This is a genomic window from Cutibacterium nasicola, from assembly GCF_051303185.1.
Lineage (GTDB): Bacteria > Actinomycetota > Actinomycetes > Propionibacteriales > Propionibacteriaceae > Cutibacterium.
Window position 1 is genome coordinate 124,803 of the sequence record NZ_JBPPGE010000001.1, and the last position, 18,932, is coordinate 143,734.

General features: G+C 62.2%; 16 protein-coding genes and 1 tRNA gene. 14 read left to right on the top strand and 3 right to left on the bottom strand.

Annotation, left to right across the window (positions count from 1 at the left end; translation table 11 throughout):
• Window positions 1-22 precede the first annotated feature (22 nt).
• The 3 genes from ACSJJT_RS00570 to ACSJJT_RS00580 all read right to left on the bottom strand — a co-directional run bounded on the left by ACSJJT_RS00570 (window position 23) and on the right by ACSJJT_RS00580 (window position 5,388).
• Window positions 23-3,751 carry a multifunctional oxoglutarate decarboxylase/oxoglutarate dehydrogenase thiamine pyrophosphate-binding subunit/dihydrolipoyllysine-residue succinyltransferase subunit gene (locus tag ACSJJT_RS00570; protein WP_435916464.1) on the bottom strand — a complete coding sequence of 1,243 codons (3,729 nt, stop codon included), beginning with the start codon at window positions 3,749-3,751 and terminating at the stop codon, window positions 23-25.
• 186 nt (window positions 3,752-3,937) lie between these two features.
• Window positions 3,938-5,167, bottom strand: coding sequence for a glycosyltransferase 87 family protein (locus ACSJJT_RS00575; protein ID WP_435916992.1), 1,230 nt, complete (start codon window positions 5,165-5,167; stop codon window positions 3,938-3,940).
• A 149-nt stretch (window positions 5,168-5,316) separates the two neighbouring features.
• A tRNA-Arg gene (locus ACSJJT_RS00580) sits at window positions 5,317-5,388 on the bottom strand.
• A gap of 122 nt (window positions 5,389-5,510) precedes the next feature.
• On the opposite strand from ACSJJT_RS00580, the gene lysA reads away from it, so the two are divergent.
• From lysA to ACSJJT_RS00650, 14 genes are all read left to right on the top strand, one after another.
• Window positions 5,511-6,947 carry a diaminopimelate decarboxylase gene (gene lysA / locus ACSJJT_RS00585; protein WP_435916465.1) on the top strand — a complete coding sequence of 479 codons (1,437 nt, stop codon included), beginning with the start codon at window positions 5,511-5,513 and terminating at the stop codon, window positions 6,945-6,947.
• Between the two features lie 70 nt (window positions 6,948-7,017).
• Window positions 7,018-8,343, top strand: coding sequence for a homoserine dehydrogenase (locus ACSJJT_RS00590; RefSeq protein WP_435916466.1), 1,326 nt, complete (start codon window positions 7,018-7,020; stop codon window positions 8,341-8,343).
• A 2-nt stretch (window positions 8,344-8,345) separates the two neighbouring features.
• Entirely contained in the window at window positions 8,346-9,416 is a 1,071-nt protein-coding gene (thrC, locus tag ACSJJT_RS00595) for a threonine synthase (RefSeq protein WP_435916467.1), read from the top strand.
• A 10-nt stretch (window positions 9,417-9,426) separates the two neighbouring features.
• The gene (gene thrB, locus ACSJJT_RS00600; protein ID WP_435916468.1) at window positions 9,427-10,317 is read left to right on the top strand and encodes a homoserine kinase; all 891 of its coding nucleotides are present in this window, start codon (window positions 9,427-9,429) and stop codon (window positions 10,315-10,317) included.
• A gap of 299 nt (window positions 10,318-10,616) precedes the next feature.
• A complete protein-coding gene (gene rho / locus ACSJJT_RS00605; RefSeq protein ID WP_435916469.1) occupies window positions 10,617-12,527 on the top strand; it encodes a transcription termination factor Rho in 1,911 nt (636 codons plus the stop codon).
• A gap of 115 nt (window positions 12,528-12,642) precedes the next feature.
• A complete protein-coding gene (gene rpmE, locus ACSJJT_RS00610; RefSeq protein WP_435916470.1) occupies window positions 12,643-12,852 on the top strand; it encodes a 50S ribosomal protein L31 in 210 nt (69 codons plus the stop codon).
• Window positions 12,853-12,958: 106 nt separating this feature from the next.
• Window positions 12,959-14,047: a peptide chain release factor 1 gene (prfA, locus tag ACSJJT_RS00615; RefSeq protein ID WP_435916471.1), complete on the top strand. Its 1,089-nt coding sequence runs from the start codon at window positions 12,959-12,961 to the stop codon at window positions 14,045-14,047.
• Window positions 14,044-14,919, top strand: coding sequence for a peptide chain release factor N(5)-glutamine methyltransferase (gene prmC / locus ACSJJT_RS00620; protein ID WP_435916472.1), 876 nt, complete (start codon window positions 14,044-14,046; stop codon window positions 14,917-14,919). The genes prfA and prmC overlap by 4 nt, the downstream gene beginning before the upstream one ends.
• On the top strand, window positions 14,912-15,787 hold the full coding sequence (locus tag ACSJJT_RS00625; protein WP_435916473.1) for an L-threonylcarbamoyladenylate synthase: 876 nt from the start codon (window positions 14,912-14,914) through the stop codon (window positions 15,785-15,787). Before prmC ends, ACSJJT_RS00625 begins: the two co-directional genes overlap by 8 nt.
• Before the next feature lie 9 nt (window positions 15,788-15,796).
• A complete protein-coding gene (locus tag ACSJJT_RS00630; protein ID WP_435916474.1) occupies window positions 15,797-16,900 on the top strand; it encodes an MraY family glycosyltransferase in 1,104 nt (367 codons plus the stop codon).
• A gap of 156 nt (window positions 16,901-17,056) precedes the next feature.
• The gene (locus ACSJJT_RS00635; protein WP_435916475.1) at window positions 17,057-17,551 is read left to right on the top strand and encodes a cyanate permease; all 495 of its coding nucleotides are present in this window, start codon (window positions 17,057-17,059) and stop codon (window positions 17,549-17,551) included.
• A gap of 14 nt (window positions 17,552-17,565) precedes the next feature.
• Window positions 17,566-17,844, top strand: coding sequence for an AtpZ/AtpI family protein (locus ACSJJT_RS00640; RefSeq protein ID WP_435916476.1), 279 nt, complete (start codon window positions 17,566-17,568; stop codon window positions 17,842-17,844).
• Entirely contained in the window at window positions 17,841-18,617 is a 777-nt protein-coding gene (atpB, locus tag ACSJJT_RS00645) for a F0F1 ATP synthase subunit A (protein WP_435916477.1), read from the top strand. The genes ACSJJT_RS00640 and atpB overlap by 4 nt, the downstream gene beginning before the upstream one ends.
• An 86-nt stretch (window positions 18,618-18,703) precedes the next feature.
• Entirely contained in the window at window positions 18,704-18,925 is a 222-nt protein-coding gene (locus tag ACSJJT_RS00650; protein WP_435916478.1) for an ATP synthase subunit C-like protein, read from the top strand.
• The last annotated feature ends 7 nt before the right edge of the window (window positions 18,926-18,932 follow it).

Here is an 18,932-nt window from a genome sequence, read left to right on the forward strand (position 1 = left end):
GCCGTGGTGGTGATCAGGCGGGTCAGGCGATGGCCTTCTCGAGCAGCTCCTGCTCCTCGCGGACGTGCACGCTGTGCTGGCCCACGGAGGGGGCTGAGGACGGCGGACGCGTCACGGCGGTCAGGTCATCGAGGAAGCCGGGCAGTGTGTGGGACATCGCCTGAGGCAGGTGGGTGAGGATGTAGTACCAGGCACCCTGGTTCTCCGGCTCCTCCTGCACCCAACGAACGTCAGTGACGTTGCTGTAGGGTGCGAGCACCTCGGTCAGCTCCTTGTCTGGTAGCGGATAGAGACGCTCCAGCGGAATAATGGCCAGCTGCCCGTCGAGTCCGGCAGACTTGCGCCGCTTGACGAGCTCCCAGCGCACCTTGCCCGAGCACAGGATGACCTTCTTGACGGTCGACGGATCAGTGATTGACGGATCGGGAAGGACCGGACGCCACTTGCCGGTGGTGAACTCCTCTGGGTCAGAGGTCGCCATCTTGTTGCGCAGCATGGACTTCGGGGTCGCGATGACGACCGGTCGGTGCATGTTGACATAGGCGTGCTGACGCAGCAGATGGCTGTAGCTGGCCGGGGTCGAGGGTTGGCAGACAGCCAGGGCGTCCTCGCTGCACAGGTTGAGGAAGCGCTCCAGACGGGCTGAGGAATGGTCCGGTCCCTGGCCCTCATAGCCGTGGGGGAGCAGCAGGACGACGCCGGACTTCTGGCCCCACTTCGAACCTGCCGAAGCGATGAACTCGTCAATGATTGTCTGGGCTCCGTTGACGAAGTCACCGAACTGGGCCTCCCACAGCACCAGGGAGTCCGGACGGGCGACCGAATACCCGTACTCGAAGCCCATTGCTGCGTACTCGTTGAGTGGGGAGTCGAACACGTCCAGGTGAGCCTGTTCGCCACCGAGGTGGTTGACGGGCACGTAGAACCCTCCGGTCGCACGATCGACCAGGGCCGCGAAGCGCTGCGAAAAGGTGCCGCGGCGGCTGTCCTGCCCGGCCAGGCGGACGTGGACGCCATCACGCAGCAGGGAGCCCAAGGCGATCATCTCGCCGGTTGCCCAGTCGATCCCACCCTCGCGGATGTGCTTGGCGCGACGCGTCATCTGAGGAGCAACCTTGGGATGGGCGTTGAAAGTCTCCGGCAGGTTCTCGTGAGCCCGGGCGACGGCCTCCAAGGTGTCGGCCTCGACCTTGGTCGGATGCAGGCCACTGTGCTTGACGGGGTAGTCCGGAACGCCGCTGTAGGGCTCGGGCTTCGAGGTGGCCTCCCGGACCTCCTTGAAGACCGTCTCCAAGCGAGACCGGAACTTCGACATCACGGCATCGGCGTCCTCGTCGGTGATGTCACCACGACCGATGAGGCTCTCGGTGTAGAGCTTTCGGGTCGAGCGCTTCTCAACGATGAGGTCGTACATGTGCGGCTGAGTGAAGCTGGGATCATCGCCCTCGTTGTGGCCGCGGCGGCGGTAGCAGATCACGTCGATGACAACGTCACGGTGGAAGGTCTGACGGTACTCGTAGGCAATACGAGCAGCATGGACAACCGTTGCGGGGTCATCTCCATTGACGTGCAGGACCGGCGCCCCGACGGCCTTGGCAACATCGGTGCAATAGGTCGAGGAACGTCCGTCACGAGGCGAGGTGGTGAATCCGACCTGGTTGTTGACGACGACGTGGATGGTGCCACCGGTGCGGTATCCGTCGAGCTGGCTCATCTGCAGGGTCTCGTAGACGACACCCTGACCCGAGAAGGCAGCGTCACCGTGCATGAGGATTGGCAGCACCGGGAAGTCGTCCGGGTTGCCCAGAGCGTCGAGCTTGGCCCGGCAGATGCCCTCAAGGACCGGATCGACGGCTTCGAGGTGACTCGGGTTGGCGGCGACCGAGGCCTTGATGGTGTTGCCGGAGGCTGCGGTGAACTCACCCTCGTCACCGAGGTGGTACTTGACGTCACCGGATCCCTGCGAGTTCACCGGTTCGGCATTGCCCTCGAACTCACGGAAGATCTGTCCGTAGGACTTGCCGATGATGTTGGCCAGCACGTTGAGACGACCGCGGTGAGGCATGCCGATACACACCTCGTCGAGGCCGTTGTCGGCAGCCTGGTTACACAGTGCAGCCAACAGGACGATGGCCGACTCTCCACCCTCGAGGCTGAACCGCTTCTGACCGACAAACTTGGTCTGCAGGAAGGTCTCGAAGATCTCGGCCTCATTGAGCTGGTCGAGGATCTGCAGGTGCATCTCGCGGGAGAGGGGCTGGTGCTCCTTCTCGAAACGATCCTGGAACCATTTGCGCTGCTCGTGGTCAGCAATGTGCATGTATTCGATGCCCATCGTCGAGGCGTAGGAGTCACGCAGGATCGTGAGGATCTCACGCAGAGTCATGATGGCGCGACGCTGCCCGGCGAAGTTCGCGATCGGGAAGGTGCGGTCCATGTCCCACAAGGTCAGGCCGTGGCTGTTGAGCATGAGATCGTGGTGGAACCGCGGTCGGTATTCGATGGGATCGATGTCGGCGGACAGGTGGCCGAAGCGACGCCAGGAGTTGATGAGTTCGATGACGCGGGCTTGCTTGCCGACCTGGTCGGGGCGGTTGGCCTGACGGTCGCTTGCCCACTGGACCGGAGCGTAGGGGATGCGTAGCGACTCGAAGATGCTCTCGTAGAAGCGATCGGCGCCCAGGAGCAGCTGGTGCATGCGCCGCAGGAACTCGCCGGACTGGGCGCCCTGGATGATGCGGTGATCGTAGGTGGAGGTGAGGGTCGTCACCTTGGAGATGCCGAGCTCCGCCATACGAGTGGGAGAGTTGCCCTGGTAACCAGCCGGGTAATCGATCGAGCCGACGCCGAGGATCATGCCCTGACCAGGCATGAGGCGGGCAATGGAGTGGTTGGTGCCGAAACCACCGGGGTTCGTCAGGGAGGTCGTGACCCCCTTGAAATCCTCGATAGTCAGCTCATTGGTGCGCCCCTTGCGGACGATCTCCTCGTAGGCACGCCAGAAGTTGAGGAAGTTCATTTGCTCGGCGCCCTTGATCGCGGGCACCACGAGCTTGCGGGAGCCGTCCTTGTTGACGACGTCAATGGCCATGCCGAGGTTGATCTGACGGTTCTCGATGAGGTGTGGCTTGCCGTCAATCTCGGCGTAGGAGTTGTTCATGGCAGGAATGGTTTTCAAGGCCTGAACCATCGCGTAGGCGAGGATGTGGGTGAAGGAGACCTTGCCGCCCTTCGCCTTGCGGAGGAAATTGTTGATCATGGTGCGCTGCTCGATGACAAGCTGCATCGGCACGTCACGCACCGTGGTGGCAGTCGGCATGGTCAGTGACTGATCCATGTTCTTGGCGGTGCGCATCGGCGCACCCTTCATCTTCGTCACCGTCGGCTCGACGGTCTCCAGCTTCGCGCTGTGACGCGGGGCATCGGCCGTCAGCAGAGGACGGGCAGGCTTGCGGGAGACCATCGATGGTTCGGGCTCTGATGCCACGTCCATGGCTCTCGGCGTCGAGGTGGGGCCGGGCTTGAGAGTCCGCTCAGGCTTGGGATCCTGACGCGCAGGCTGTTCGTCGACAGTCGATCCATTCACCTCGTCGTACGTCTGGGTCGCCTCGTGGCGAAAAAAGGTGACCCAGGCGGGATCGACCGAGGTCGGATCATTCTGGTACTGGTCGCGCATCTCCTCGATGAGCCAGTCATTGGCCCCGAAATCAGAAGAGTTGTTGGACTTGTCGTGTGGGGCGGGACTCACCACTGCCTTCTTCCGTCAAACCGTCGTGTCAAGCATTCGCGGAACCTCTGGAAAGGCCCTCCGAGCTGCGTTGCTCCATCTGTGTCCATCGACCCAGACGTCATGATCGTAGCCGGATTGACCAAGCCATCCCAACAATTTGGGCGCATCGGGGAACACCGCCCCCCGATCGCTCAAATGTGAGATTGGTCACCGCGCTTCCAGAGCAGCGTGGGCTGGTCTTGCCGGTGCCGATGCTGGCTGGGTGGGACGGTCCACGCGGAGGCTCGCGATGAGCGCGACAACACAAACCACGAGGGTCACAAGGGTCATGACGTTACGGGCGACCAAGACGCTCGTACTGGCGCGGCCGGGAGACGACCCGATGATGCCGCCGTAATGCAGTGGGTACACCAGTTGGGTCATGCAGGCTGTGATGAGCAGGAACCCCGCGACGATCCAGCACCATGTCCGGGCCCAGGACAGGGCGCTCGGATTGGGAGGATTCTCAGAGGTGTTCTCCCCCCGGACTCGATCGAGAACCATGGCTGCTGGCGCAGCCCACCACACGAAGTACTGAGGGGACAACGTCTTGTTGGCGATGATGAGATCGCCGATGATGACGAGATCAGCCAGCACAGCGCTGCGGTAGTCAAGACCATTGCGTCGCCACGAGAGAAGGGCCATCCCGATCGCCAGCGCCACGGTGAGGGACATGAGGACGGTCGAGATCGATTGCCACGTAGACACGCCTGGTCCATAGATTTCGAAGGCGTTGTACTTCGACATCTCGACCTTGTAACCACCGTCGGGGTTCTTGAACCGTTGGTACATGGGGACGGTTGCGAGTACGGATTCAGCCTGGAGGCCCCGGTCCGACTGCCACGTCAGGGGGGACATGAGTCGGTCCCATCCGCCTGCCAGCAACGAGGCCAGTGCAAGCGCAATGCCAGTCACACTGAACGCGATGAGGCGTCGGACAGCTGCCTTGTGCCGGGAAATCATGGGAAGGATGAGAAGGGCCGGCCACAGCTTCACCGCGGCACCCAAGGCAATCATGACACCACAAGCGGCGGGGTGACGTCGGCACCATAAGACTGCCAACCCCACGCAAACGGCGGGGACCATGTCGAAGCGATTCCACATGATCGGTCCGAGGCATGGCACCAGGACGATCCACCACAGTGCCCCAGCTCGGTGGCCTTCGAGCCACATGGCGACAGCGAGCAGCGCGTCAAGCAGCAGCATCGTCGTGGCGAATGCCGGTAAGAAGTAGGAGTTACCGGCAGACCAGTACAAGGCTCGCAGGAACCACACGACAGGAATCGGATACTCCGGAAGAACTGCTGAATCGGGCTGTCCGCTCTGCATCCACCACAGGTAGTACTGCACATCCCCGGTGATGTAGTTCGACGACGGTTTGATGAAGACGTGGAGCATGATCATGCGTCCGACGACCCACAGCATGATGGCACCGGTCCCGGAGAACAGGGCGGCTCGTGATCTCTGATGAGGAGAGTCGGTGTCAAAGACTTGCACGATGTGAAACCCTAGCCGACAAACTGGTGCCCCGCTGCGTCACTGGTGGGCGCTCCCGGAGGGATTCGAACCCTCGCTCCCGCCTCCGGAGGGCGGTGCTCTATCCCCTGAGCTACGGGAGCCGTTGGGTCCGTGGGCCCCGACTGTCCGTTGACTTTAGCGCACGGGTGGGGTGATTTGCCATTCATGACCACGGGTATGGACACCTGCCAGTCCTGTCGTCACTCTCTGGCAAGGTGGAACCATGACGCACATGCACGTTGCCGGCTCGGTCCATGCCGACGTCGCGGCTGCCGGGCCTCAGTGGCTGACCCTGCCCGATGACGTCAACGCCTTGGATCCTGCGCTCTGGTCAGCGTCAACGGGACGTGGCGATGATGGAATCGTCGATGTCGCAGGCGTTTGCGTGACAGATCTTCTGGCCGAGTACGGTTCCCCCCTCTACGTCCTTGACGAGGCTGACTTCCGCCAGCGCGCCCGGACCTTCCGCGACGCTTTCGCAGGCTGGGACGTCTACTACGCAGGCAAGGCCTTCCTGACGCGCACCGTCGCCTCCTGGATCGACGAGGAAGGCCTTTGTCTGGACACCTGCACCGGTGGAGAGCTCATCACCGCTCTCCAGGGCGGAATGGATCCTGCGCGCATCGGCCTGCACGGGAACAACAAGTCCATTGACGAGCTCAAGTTGGCGCTCAGTACCGGGGTCGGTCGGATCATCGTCGACTCGCTTGATGAAATCACCCTTGTCGAGAATCTATGTCGCGAGCACGGCTGGCACGCCCGTGTCATGGTGCGTGTCACGGCGGGTGTCGAGGCTCATACACACGAGTACATCGCCACCGCACATGAGGACCAGAAGTTCGGTTTCTCGATCACCAATGGTGCAGCCATGGTGGCCATGGTGAGGTGCCACACCAGTGATGTCATTGACCTGTTGGGCATTCATTCCCACATTGGCTCCCAGATCTTCGACACCGCAGGTTTCGAGGTGGCGGCTCGTCGCACCATGAAACTGCTCGAACAGTTCAAGCAGGCTACCGGTATTGCCCTGCCGGAACTCGACCTCGGTGGCGGATTCGGTATTGCCTACACCAGCCAGGATTCTCCGGCCACCGCTGAGAGCCTGGCTGACTCCCTTCGGGAGATCGTCGCCCTTGAGGCCAGGGGGAGAGGAATGGCGGTTCCTCACGTCTGTCTGGAGCCTGGTCGTGCGATCGTCGGGCCGACGACGATGGCCCTGTACACCGTCGGCACTGTCAAGCCGGTGGACCTGTCCACCGGCGCTCAGCGGATCTACGTGTCGGTTGACGGTGGCATGAGCGACAACATTCGTCCTGCTCTCTATGCCGCGGAATACTCCGCCGTCATCGCCAACCGTGCCTCCACGGTCACCCCGTTGCTGTGCCGCGTCGTTGGAAAGCACTGCGAGGCCGGCGACATCCTGGTCCGCGACGTGTACCTCCCCGGCGATGTGTCTCCGGGCGACGTCATCGCAGTTCCTGGTGCCGGCGCCTATTCACGGTCCATGGCATCCAACTACAACCACATACCGAGACCTGCTGTCGTCTGCGTCGGTACCGGAGATCCCCCTGGCACATCGGTATTGCTACGGCGCGAGAGCATTGACGACCTGCTGTCCCTGGATCCGGGCCCTGTCAAGTCCGAGGTGACGTGGCCGTGATAGATCACAAAAGCAGGTGGCCCAGGCCCCCTCAACAATCATCAGCTGACAACAACGAGATGAGGACGAGATGACGAACACCATCGATTCCGCGTCAGCCCAGCCGATCCGCGTGGCCCTCCTGGGGTGCGGGGTCGTGGGTTCCCAGGTGGCCCGCATGATTGAGTCCCGCAGCGACGACGTCACCGCTCGAGTGGGCCGTCGCGTCGAGCTCGCAGGCATCGCTGTTGCCCATCCTGATCGCCCGCGCCAGGGCCTTGACTCGCGGCTGTTCACGGATGATCCGACAGCGCTGGTCAATCGTGGCGACATTGACATCGTCATCGAGCTCATCGGTGGCATCGACCCTGCGCGTCAGCTCCTGACAACCGCCCTTGAGAAGGGTCATTCCGTCGTCACCGCCAACAAGGCTCTGCTGGCCGCCCATGGTACGCAACTGCACGCGGTCGCCGAGGATCATGGCGTCGACCTCTATTACGAAGCTGCTGTGGCCGGAGCCATCCCGATCGTTCGGCCTCTGCGCGAGTCACTCGTCGGTGACCAGATCACCCGAGTCATGGGCATCGTGAATGGTACGACGAATTACATCCTCGACCAGATGACGACCACGGGAGCAGGTTTCGACGAGGCCCTGGCCCAGGCGCAGGCCAAGGGATATGCCGAGGCTGATCCGACTGCCGACGTCGAGGGCTATGACGCCGCTGCCAAGGCGGCCCTGCTGTCCACCCTGGCGTTTCACACGCGCATGCGCGGCGACCAGGTGTACCGGGAGGGCATTACTGCGATCACCCGTGAGGACATTGCCGCCGCTCGGGACATGGACTGCGTCATCAAGCTGCTCGCCGTCTGTCAGGCCGCCCCTGTCGGTATCTCCGCTCGCGTTCATCCGGCTCTGATTCCTGCCGCTCATCCGCTGGGCGGAGTGTCCGGCGCCTTCAATGCTGTCTTCGTGGAGGCCCGCGAAGCCGGACACCTGATGTTCCTCGGGCCGGGTGCTGGGGGTGCCCCGACGGCCTCAGCCGTGATGGGTGACTTGGTGACGGTGGCTCGTAACCTGGTTCGAGGAGTGGCCGGGCCTCCCCAGGACGTCTACGGCGAGTTCCCGATTCTGCCCATCGCCGACGTGCACACCAGGTTCCACCTGCGCCTGCAGGTGCGCGATGAACCGGGCGTCCTCGCCGAGGTCGCGAAGATCTTCGCGAGTCATGGTGTCTCCTTGCAGACCGTCCAGCAGTCAGCGGTGGAGGGCAATGACCGTGCCGACGGCTGGTCCGCGACCCTCAAGATCCTCACCCACGAGGCCCGAGAGTGCGACGTCCAGGAATGCGTCGATGAACTCACCGGACACCATTACGTCAACTCTGATCCTCGTGTCATCCGAGTGGAGGGAATGTGATCATGACCAAGCAGAAGTGTCCCTTCGGCGTCATCGAGAATTACCGAGACCATCTCCCGATGGAGGGTATCGACGAGATCATCACCCTGGGGGAGGGCTCCACACCGTTGGTGCCTGCGTCGCGTCTAGGCGCCGAGCTTGACGCCTCGGTGTGGATCAAGGTCGAGGGGGCCAACCCGACCGGTTCCTTCAAGGACCGGGGCATGACGATGGCCATGACGAAAGCCGTGGCCGATGGTTCCAAGGCCGTCGTGTGTGCCTCCACCGGCAACACCTCGGCCTCGGCCTCGGCCTACGCAACCCGGGCCGGCATGACCCCAGTCGTGCTTCTTCCGCAAGGAAAGATCGCGGCCGGCAAGCTTGCCCAGGCCGTCGTCCATGGCGGTCGCATCATCCAGGTCCTCGGAAATTTCGACGACTGTCTTCGCATCGCTCGTGAGCTGGCCGAGAACTTCCCGGTGTCCTTGGTGAACTCGGTCAACCCGTACCGCATCGAAGGGCAGAAGACGGCTGCCTTCGAAATCGTCGACGTCCTCGGCGATGCCCCTGACATCCATGCCCTGCCGGTCGGCAATGCAGGAAACATCACCGCGTACTGGAAGGGTTATCGTGAGTACGCCGCTGACGGCTCTGCTGGTCACGCCCCGAGGATGTTTGGGTTCCAGGCCTCTGGGGCTGCTCCGCTGGTGTTGGGCCACGACGTCGACGATCCCGAAACAGTGGCCACGGCCATTCGTATCGGCCGTCCGGCATCGGGCAGTCTCGCCCTTGCCGCCCGCGATGAGTCGAACGGTCTCATCGAGGCCGTCACCGATGAGCAGATCCTCAACGCGCAGGCTTTCCTGGCAGCTCGCGAAGGCATTTTCGTGGAGCCAGCCTCGGCCGCTGGGGTGGCCGGTCTTCTCAAGCTGAAGTCTGAGGGTCGTCTGGAGTCCGGGCAGCGCATCGTCATCACGGTGACGGGCAATGGCCTCAAAGACATCGACACTGCTCTGAGCCGTACCACCTTGTCGACCGAGGCCGTCGAGGCGTCGACCGACAAGGTCGCAGCGTTGTTGGATTTCCACTCCTGAGAGGTTGACAATGGCTGACAGTGTGCGGGTGCGTGTTCCTGCCACCTCGGCGAATCTGGGTCCTGGCTATGACTGTATGGGCCTGGCACTGGACCTGTGGGACGACGTTGGAGTCGAAGTCCTTGATCAACCCGGGGTGCAGATCGATGTCACGGGGCAGGGGGCCGACACCGTTCCCCATGACGAATCTCACCTTGTCGTCGCGACGCTGCGACAGGGGTTGGTGGAACTGGGTTACCCCCACCCGGGTGCTGGATTGCACCTGACCGCTGTCAACGCCATTCCGCACAGCCGTGGCCTCGGGTCCTCGGCTGCGGCAATCGTGTCAGGATTGGCCTTGGCCTGGGGACTGGCGCGTCCCGGAGTCCCGTTGGATCGCACCGAGCTGCTGACGATGGCGGCTGCCATCGAGGGGCATCCTGACAATGCCGCCCCGGCCATCCTCGGCGGTGCCCAGCTGGCGTGGTTGAGCGGGGACGTCGTCAATCACATCGGGCTGGCCGTCAACCCGTCAATCATCTTCCGGGTCTTCGTTCCCGACCGCCATATGCCCACTGCACTGGCACGCCAGGTCCTTCCAGAGCAGGTCGATCGTGGCGACGCCGTGCACCAAGTTCTGGCCGCGTCCCTCCTGGTCACAGCGTTGACGACCGCACCGGAACACCTGTTGGCTGCCACTCAGGACTGGCTACATCAGCCTTACCGTCGCACTCTCATGCCGGAGTCAGCTGCGCTCATGGACACCCTGCGCGATCGTGGTGTGGCCACCGTTGTTTCCGGCGCCGGACCCACCGTCCTGGCCTTGGGAACGCGTGAACAGTTCGAGGCAGCCTGCGACGTCGACGCGACCGGTTTCGTCGTCCACGATCTCGTTCTCGGTGAAGGTGTTCATGTCCTTTGACCGCTGTGTGAACGCGATCCGTTGTGTGCGTTATAGTAGTGACGTACACGCGCCGGATGCGCGCAATTCCCCACTGACGATCGAGTCGTGACCCTTGTGTCACAGTCCCGTCCTTGGGGACCATGTCCTCGGCGTTCGAGGGCCTCGAACGCCACACCATGGCCGAGAGTCTCACTCAGCAGACCATCCCGGATCTCCGTGGTGTCAGCCGCCCGACCCATTGTCGATTCCGACGGCAGGCCCGATGAAACCTCGCCCGCCGGAAGTTGCACCGGCCAGGGCAGTTCGAAGGGACTTACGTGACTCAAACCTCACAGCCGGGTGGATCCTCGGATCTGTCCACGAAGTTGCTGCCTGAACTTCGATCCATCGCCACCCAGATGGGTATCAAGGGAGCTCGCAGTATGCGCAAGGCTGACCTCGTGGCCGCCATCTCAGAAGGGGGATACCCAGGAGCCAGGAAACCAGCCCCGCGCCGTGACGGTGGTCAAAAGCCCCACACTTCCGGTGAGGGGGACCAGACCCGTCCACAGCGTACCCAGCGTCGTCGCGACAATGACCTGATCGATTCCGAGTCGCGCTCCTCGAAGGGCGAGAACACTCCGTCGGTCGGTGACCTTCTTGAGTCCGCGGAAGCACACAAGCGCGCCGACAAGACGAAGAAGCTGGAAGGCGACGGCCAGCGTGGCGAGGACGACACCAACGACCGTCCGCACGGCGACAATGGCGACCGTGGCGGCAGAGGAGACCCGCCGCGTCGTCGGGCTCGCAACACCTCCCGCGAGAATTCCAACGGAGATTCCGGCGACAGCAATGTCAACGATGAGGTCGGTGCCCGGTTGGAGGCACTCTCGCGTGGGAAGAACGGCGAGCGTTCCCAACTGGATCGCGGAGGTCATCGTGACCGCACCAACAATGACAACGACTCGAACCATGAGTCCGACGACGACTATGGCCGCTCCTCGGACTACGGCAATGGTGGTCGCCGCTCGCGCCGTCGCCGTCAACGCGATCGACAGAACCGTCGCAAGCGTTCCAACGATCGTTACTCAGATTCCGAGCCGAATGTCCGCGAGGATGACGTCCTCGTGCCGTGCTCCGGCATTCTCGACACTCGCGACCAGTACGCTTTCGTGCGTACCTCGGGATACCTGCCCGGCTCGAACGATGCCTATGTCTCAATGGCCATGGTTCGTCGTCATGGGCTACGCAAGGGCGATGTCATCGTCGGTCAGATGCGTGCACACCGCGAGGGGGAAAGGCGTGAGAAGTTCGCACCCTTGGTCAAGATCGAGCAGGTCAATGGTGCGGATCCTGAGCAGATGAAGCAGCGTCCCGAGTTCTCCAAGCTCACCCCGCTGTATCCGCAGGAGCGTCTGCGTCTCGAGGATGACCCGAAGAACATGACCGGCCGCATCATCGACCTGGTCAGCCCGATCGGTAAGGGCCAGCGCGGCCTCATCGTCTCGCCTCCGAAGGCCGGCAAGACGATGATCATGCAGTCGATCGCGAACTCGATCACCAAGAACAATCCTGAGGTTCACCTCATGGTGGTGTTGGTCGACGAGCGCCCTGAGGAGGTCACCGACTTCCAGCGCACCGTCAGTGGTGAGGTCATTGCGTCGACCTTTGATCGTCCTGCCGACGATCACACCCAGTTGTCCGAGTTGGCCATCGAGCGAGCCAAGCGTCTGGTGGAACTCGGTCATGACGTCGTCATTCTGCTGGACGGCATCACCCGTCTGGGACGTGCCTACAACCTGGCCGCCCCCGCCTCCGGACGTATCCTCTCCGGTGGTGTCGACTCGGCCGCTCTGTATCCGCCCAAGAAGTTCTTCGGCGCGGCCCGAAACATCGAGCACGGCGGCTCCCTGACGATTCTCGCCACCGCCCTCGTGGAGACTGGCTCGAAGATGGATGAGGTCATCTTCGAGGAATTCAAGGGCACCGGCAACATGGAGTTGCGCCTGCGCCGCGAATTCGCAAACAAGAGGCTCTTCCCGGCCATTGATGTCGACGCATCCGGTACCCGGCGCGAGGAATTGCTGCTCTCGCGTGAGGAGACCGCGATCATGTGGAAGCTGCGCCGCGTTCTCTCTGGTCTGGAAGGCTCCCAGGCCCTCGAGATGATGCTCTCGAGGCTGCGCAAGACTCAGACCAACGTCGAATTCCTCTACACGATTTCCAAGACGACTCCCAGCCAGGACTGACACGGCCGAGTGGACCGGTACCGGCCATTCGGTGTACTGTGGAGCGCCGGTTCCGGTTCACGCCCGAGTGGATCAGTCGGGCGACCCGGAGCACGTTTGATTAAGGAGATCACATATGAAGCAGGGAATTCATCCCGAGTACCATGAGACGACCGTGGTGTGCACGTGTGGGAACACCTTCACCACCCACAGCACCGCGAAGTCCGGCACCCTCAATGCCGACGTCTGCTCGCAGTGTCACCCGTTCTACACCGGTAAGCAGAAGATTCTCGACACCGGTGGCCGCGTCGCCCGGTTCGAGCGCCGCTACGGCAAGAAGAACTGACGTCGTCCATCAATGACGTATCACCATGACGCCGGGCTCATGCTCGGCGTCATGGTCGTTTCCGGGGCCTTTCAACGCCCCCCGGGCATGGTTGGTCAGGAGGGTCATGAGTGAATCGACGCAGCAAGCGGTTGACGAGGTTCGTCGTCGGCTGCGGGAGGTTGAGACCCAACTTGCCGACCCACATGTGTTGTCTGACCCGGCAGTGATGGGGCGATTGGGCAAACGCCACTCACGCCTATGTCACGTTGTGTCAGTCGCCGACCGCGTCAACCAGCTGACCGCAGACATCCAGGCCGCTGACGACCTTGCCGACGAGGACCCCGCCTTTGCGCAGGAGGCCGAAACCCTGCGAAACCACCTCGATGCCTTCAATGCTGAACTGACCGAGCTGCTCGTCCCCTCGGACCCACTCGATCATGAGGACGCCTTGGTCGAGATCCATTCGGGTGAGGGCGGCGAGGAGTCCGCCCTCTTCGCCGCTGATCTGCTGCGGATGTACACGCGCTACGCCGAGAGGGTTGGCTGGTCGGTTCGTGAACTCACCAGCGAGTTGACTGACTTGGGTGGTTACCGTTCTGTCGTCGTCGCCGTCGAGGGTGTGCCGTCACACCCGGCGTACGGCTACCTTAAGCACGAGGGCGGCGTTCACCGAGTTCAGCGGGTGCCAGTGACGGAATCCGCTGGACGTATTCACACCTCAGCGGTCGGTGTCCTCGTCATGCCTGACGTCGACGAGACAGAGGTGGACATCGATCCTGCCGATGTTCGCGTCGACGTGTACCGCTCGTCGGGCCCCGGCGGACAAGGAGTCAACACCACCGATTCCGCGGTCCGTCTCACCCACCTTCCAACCGGAATCGTCGCCAGCTGCCAAAACGAACGTAGTCAGCTGCAGAACAAGACCGAGGCCATGCGGATGCTGCGTGCCAAGGTTGCTGCTCTGGCTGCCCAGCGAGCTGCTGATGAGAATGATCGTATGCGCCGGGACCAGGTCCGTACCGTTGACCGCTCGGCGCGAGTGCGGACCTACAACTTCCCGGAGAATCGGCTCACCGACCACCGCATCGGCTACAAGTCCCGCAAACTCGACCAAATCCTCGCGGGTGATCTCGGCGAGGTACTTGATGCTCTCCACACAGACGAGGTGAGACGGCGGATGGCTGACGAGCGTCATGAGCAGGAGGCCTCATGACAGATCCCAGCCCCTCACTGCTTCTGGCACGAGCTACCCGAAAGCTGGCCACCGGAGGTGTCGAAACCCCAGCTGCTGACGCACGGATGTTGCTGTGCGAGGCCCTTGACGTCCAACCCGCCACGCTTGTCTTCGTGTCGAGTGTGAGCCCTCATGACGCGGATCGCTTCGACGAGATGGTGGACCGACGTCGATCCGGGGAACCGACCCAATACATCGTCGGTCATGCCTGGTTCCGCGGGCTGCGCATGGACGTTGGACCTGGGGTCTTCATACCTCGGCCGGAAACCGAATTGCTGGTCGAACGGGCCGTTGACGAGGCACGCCGTCTCGTCATGGCCGGATCCGCCCCGAGCGTCATCGATCTGTGTGCGGGTACCGGCGCCATCGCGCTAGCGATTGCCAGCGAGGTACCAGGAGCGCGTGTCAGCGCGGTCGAGCTCGATGAGGACGCCTTGGTGTGGACTCGTGGGAACCTTGCCGGTTCCGGGGTGGAAGTTCTCGCCGGTGACGCATTGGAGGTGCCGGATGATGGACGTCGCTTCGATGTCGTCGTCACCAACCCACCGTATCTGCGACGCGTCGATGCTGCTGCCATGCCCACTGACGTCACGGACCACGAACCCGACCTCGCGCTGTTCTCCGGGGATGACGGGTTGGACCTTCCACGTCGACTCATTGACCGTGCATCAGAGCTCCTCGTGCCGGGAGGACTGTTCGTGATGGAACATGGTGACACTCACCGCCAGGCCGTGACTGAGTACATGACGACGACGGCACAGTGGGACGAAGTCGAGGATCATGATGATCTGGCAGGTAGGCCGAGGTTCGTCACTGCTCGACGACGGTGGAAGGATGTATGGCATGGATGAGACTGACCAGACGATGGTCGAGGACAACGAGCTGACGGAAGGCGCTGACGTGGAGTCGGCCGACAGTCAGTCCGATCCCATTGAGGCCGAGGCCGACACGGAGGGCATCGGGACCACCCCGCTCATTCTCGATGTCACGAATCCAGACACCTACGAAGCGGCTCTGGAACAGGCCGCGGATGCCATCGCTGATGGCGAGTGCATCGTCCTGCCGACCGACACCGTGTACGGGATCGGCGCTGATGCCCTCGACACCTTGGCCGTTCAGCGTCTTCTCAATGCCAAGGAACGCGGGCGTGACATGCCACCGCCGATCCTCGTCAGTGATTCGGTCGCGCTGCCGGCCCTGTGCCAGCGCATCCCGGCCGCAGCGGAGGCTCTCGCGCAGAAGTACTGGCCAGGTGGTCTGACTCTCATCCTGCGTGCTCAGGAGTCGCTCGGGATGGACCTGGGAGAGACCAACGGGACTCTTGCCGTGCGCGTCCCTGACCAGGAGCAGACCCGTGAGTTGTTGCGCATGACGGGCCCCATGGCGGTCTCGAGTGCGAACAAGTCCGGACATTCGGCTGCGCTGACGGCTCAGGGAGCCGCCGAACAACTCGGCGTCACGGTTGCGGTGTATCTGGACGCCGGACCGAGTCGGGTAGGGGAGGCGTCCACCATCATCGACTTCGTGTCGACCACTGACGGCAAGATCGTTCGTCAGGGTGCCTTGTCCTTGGAGGCCATCCACGAGGTGGCTCCCGATGTTGTCGGAATGGAAGAGCCCAAAGCCGCCGAGGAGGACGTTCGCAAGGCCGACACCACTTCGTCGGACGAGCCCGGTCCAGACTCCGAGCCTCCAGCCACCTCGACCGGCGAGAACTGACCCGCGAACATGCGCGAGTACATCCTGGTGATGCTGACATCAGGTCTGACGACCTATTTGTTGTCGAGCCTGTGTCGGCAGGCTGCTCTGAGATGGGGGGCTGTTGCCAAGGTGCGCTCGAGAGACGTCCACACCAGGCCTGTTCCCTACTTCGGAGGGGTGGCCATGCTCGGTGGAGTGGCATTGGCATGCTTGTTGGCGCGAAACATGCCTTTCTTGGGGCGTCACCTCCTGGTGGCTGATGATGCCCTGACGATTTGCGTCGCGGGGGCCGTCATCTGCGCCGTGGGTGTCCTTGACGACCTGCTTGACCTACCTGCTCTGGCGAAGGCTGCAGGGCAGGTGTTGGCGGCCGGAATCGTCGTCACAGGTGGAGTCCGGATGTTCTGGATTCCGCTGCCCAACTCAATCATTGCCCTGGGGACGCCAACGTCGATCCTCGTCACGGTCTTCTTCATCGTGTTGTGTGCAAATGCGGTGAACTTCATCGATGGCCTGGACGGGTTGGCCTCTGGTGTCGTCGCCATTGGGTCTCTCGCCTTCTTCTTCTACACCTACCTGCTGGCCCACGAGCAGGATTTCGTGGTGGCGACGACGACGAGCCTCATCACCGCTGCGAGTGCGGGAGCCTGTATGGGATTCCTGCCGCACAACTGGCACCCCGCGAAGATGTTCATGGGGGATTCGGGATCCCTGTTGCTGGGTTTGCTTCTCGCCACGTCCACGATCTCTTTGACCGGGCAGATCGACTCCACAGCCCTTACGGCCCACGGTGGTGGGTTGGTTCCCGCCTACCTGCCGATCATCGTCCCGCTCATGGTGCTCGCGATTCCCTTCCTCGACCTCGTCATGGGGTACGTCAGGCGAACGTGGCGAGGAACCTGGTTCTTCGTCGCCGACAAGCAGCACCTTCACCACCGTCTTCTGCAGCGAGGGCACTCCCACATTCGAGCCGTGTTGCTGATGTACCTGTGGACCACTGTGTTGACCTTCGGAACGGTGTTCATCGGCTTGGAGAGAACCTGGTGGGCGGTAGCCATCGTCATCGCGGGGCTGATCATGTGCGTGCTCCTGACGATGGAAAACTCGCGGCATCCATCTGCCGAAACCTGAGACTTCGACGCCATCACGCGTCATGTGTTACGTTTCTCACCGAGGGCGACCTCACCAGGCCAATCACTCGACTCACAGCGTCGCGTTGCCGAGTTCTGATGGTTTGACTCACCACTTTTGGATTCATTGGTCATGACCACGGGGAGGGATGACGAGATGACACGTCTCGCCATGGGTCATGCTCGCGTTGACCGTCGTGCGTCGGCGACATCTCGTGTCGTGTCTCGTGTGTACCGTAGTGGGCTGCTGTGGGCTACAGTGACCGGCCTGCTCGTGACCTCAGTGACGACCGTCATCGTTCGACCCCGCGTACCGTCAGCCTGTAGTGGTCTGGCTGGCACCGTCGTGGCTGTGGCATTTCTTGCGTGCGGCCGTGGTGTTCATCTGCTCAATCGGAGCGGTTCCTGGCTTCTCGGCGTTGGACTCTTCGTCATCCAGATCAGTGTTCTGGGCGGCCTTGGGGTTCTGGTATCCGAGCACCACACTGGGCTTGTCCCGCTTCCATGCGCATCAGCAATAGTCGGGTCCGCACTGGCCTGGACCGTCGGCGCGGCCCTAGCTAGTTCGCAGCCACAGCGGATTTATGAAGATCCTGAAGATCCCAATCCGACCGATGCCGAGTGTCGTCACGACGATGGCAGCCTTCGATGAGTACTAGTGGGGTCATGGCTGCTAAAGTCACCATAGACATGAGTACGAACTCAATGACGCGAACGAGTACCAGCTCCGCGCCGTCCAGTGACGGCGACGCCTGGGGGGTCTTGAGCTATGTCCTCGCGGGCATGCTCTTCTATGGTGGTATCGGCTGGCTACTGTCAAGCCACTTCCATCAAGTGTGGATTTTTGTCGTCGGCATGATCGGTGGCTTTGCGGCGAGCGTCTATCTCATTGTCAAGCGCTACGGGATCGTGCCCGACCAGAACAACGACCGGGAGGGTCAGTGAACGGGATCGTGTCTCCCCTGGAATTTCACACTCCAGGGCTTGAGGACTTCATGTTCGACGGGACCTTCGGGGTGGCTTGGATGGACAAGCCGTTCTGGCAGGCGATCATCGCCTTCATCGTCGTCATCGCCTTCTGGGTATGGATGAGCCGCGGGCTCAAGGTCGTTCCCGGTAAGCGTCAGGTTTTCGGCGAGTACTGCTACAACTTCATCCGCAACGCGCTGGTGCGCGACACCATCGGTCATGGGTTCGAGCCCTGGTTGCCGTACTTGGTAGCGCTGTTCAGCTTCATCCTCATCAACAACTGGTTCGGCGAGCTCTTCGTCTTCATGTTCCCGACCTTCTCCCACGTCGGGTACGTCTACGGTCTCGCGATCGTCTCGTGGTTCGTCTACGTCATCGCCGGCTTCAAGACCAAGGGCATCCGTTACCTCAAGGACTCGATGCTTCCTCCAGGCGTCCCGTGGTACCTGTGGTGGCTCATCATCCCGCTCGAGTTCCTGTCAAACTTCATCACCCGTCCGCTGACCTTGTCGTTGCGACTGTTCGCCAACATGTTCGCCGGCCACCTCATCATCATGATCTTCGTCGTCGGCGGCGGATTCCTTCTCACCTATCCCTCCAGCGTCATGTACAACATCGCTGGTGGTTTCTCCCTGATCCTCAGTTTCGCGCTCTTCGCGCTGGAACTGTTCGTGGGCTTCCTGCAGGCCTACGTGTTCACCGTGCTGTCGGCACAGTATGTGGCATCCTCGATATCCGAGGAACACTGACGGCACGCTGCCTCTAGGACCTCGTCGTCAAACAGACCGGCGACGAAGACAACGCCCCACAGGGGCACAATTCGGAAGGAAACACCATGGTACCCATGCTCATCGGTGGCTCGCTCAACGTGCTCGGCTATGGCCTGGCCACCCTCGGCCCGGCCCTCGGCGTGGCGTGGATCTTCGCTGCCGTCATCAATGGCACCGCTCGTCAGCCGGAGGCCCGATCGGCTATGTGGACGCCGGCAATCCTCGGCTTCGCTGTGGTTGAGGCCCTGGCGCTGTTCGGCTTCGTTCTTGCCTTCGTCGTTAAGTGAGCCCGGA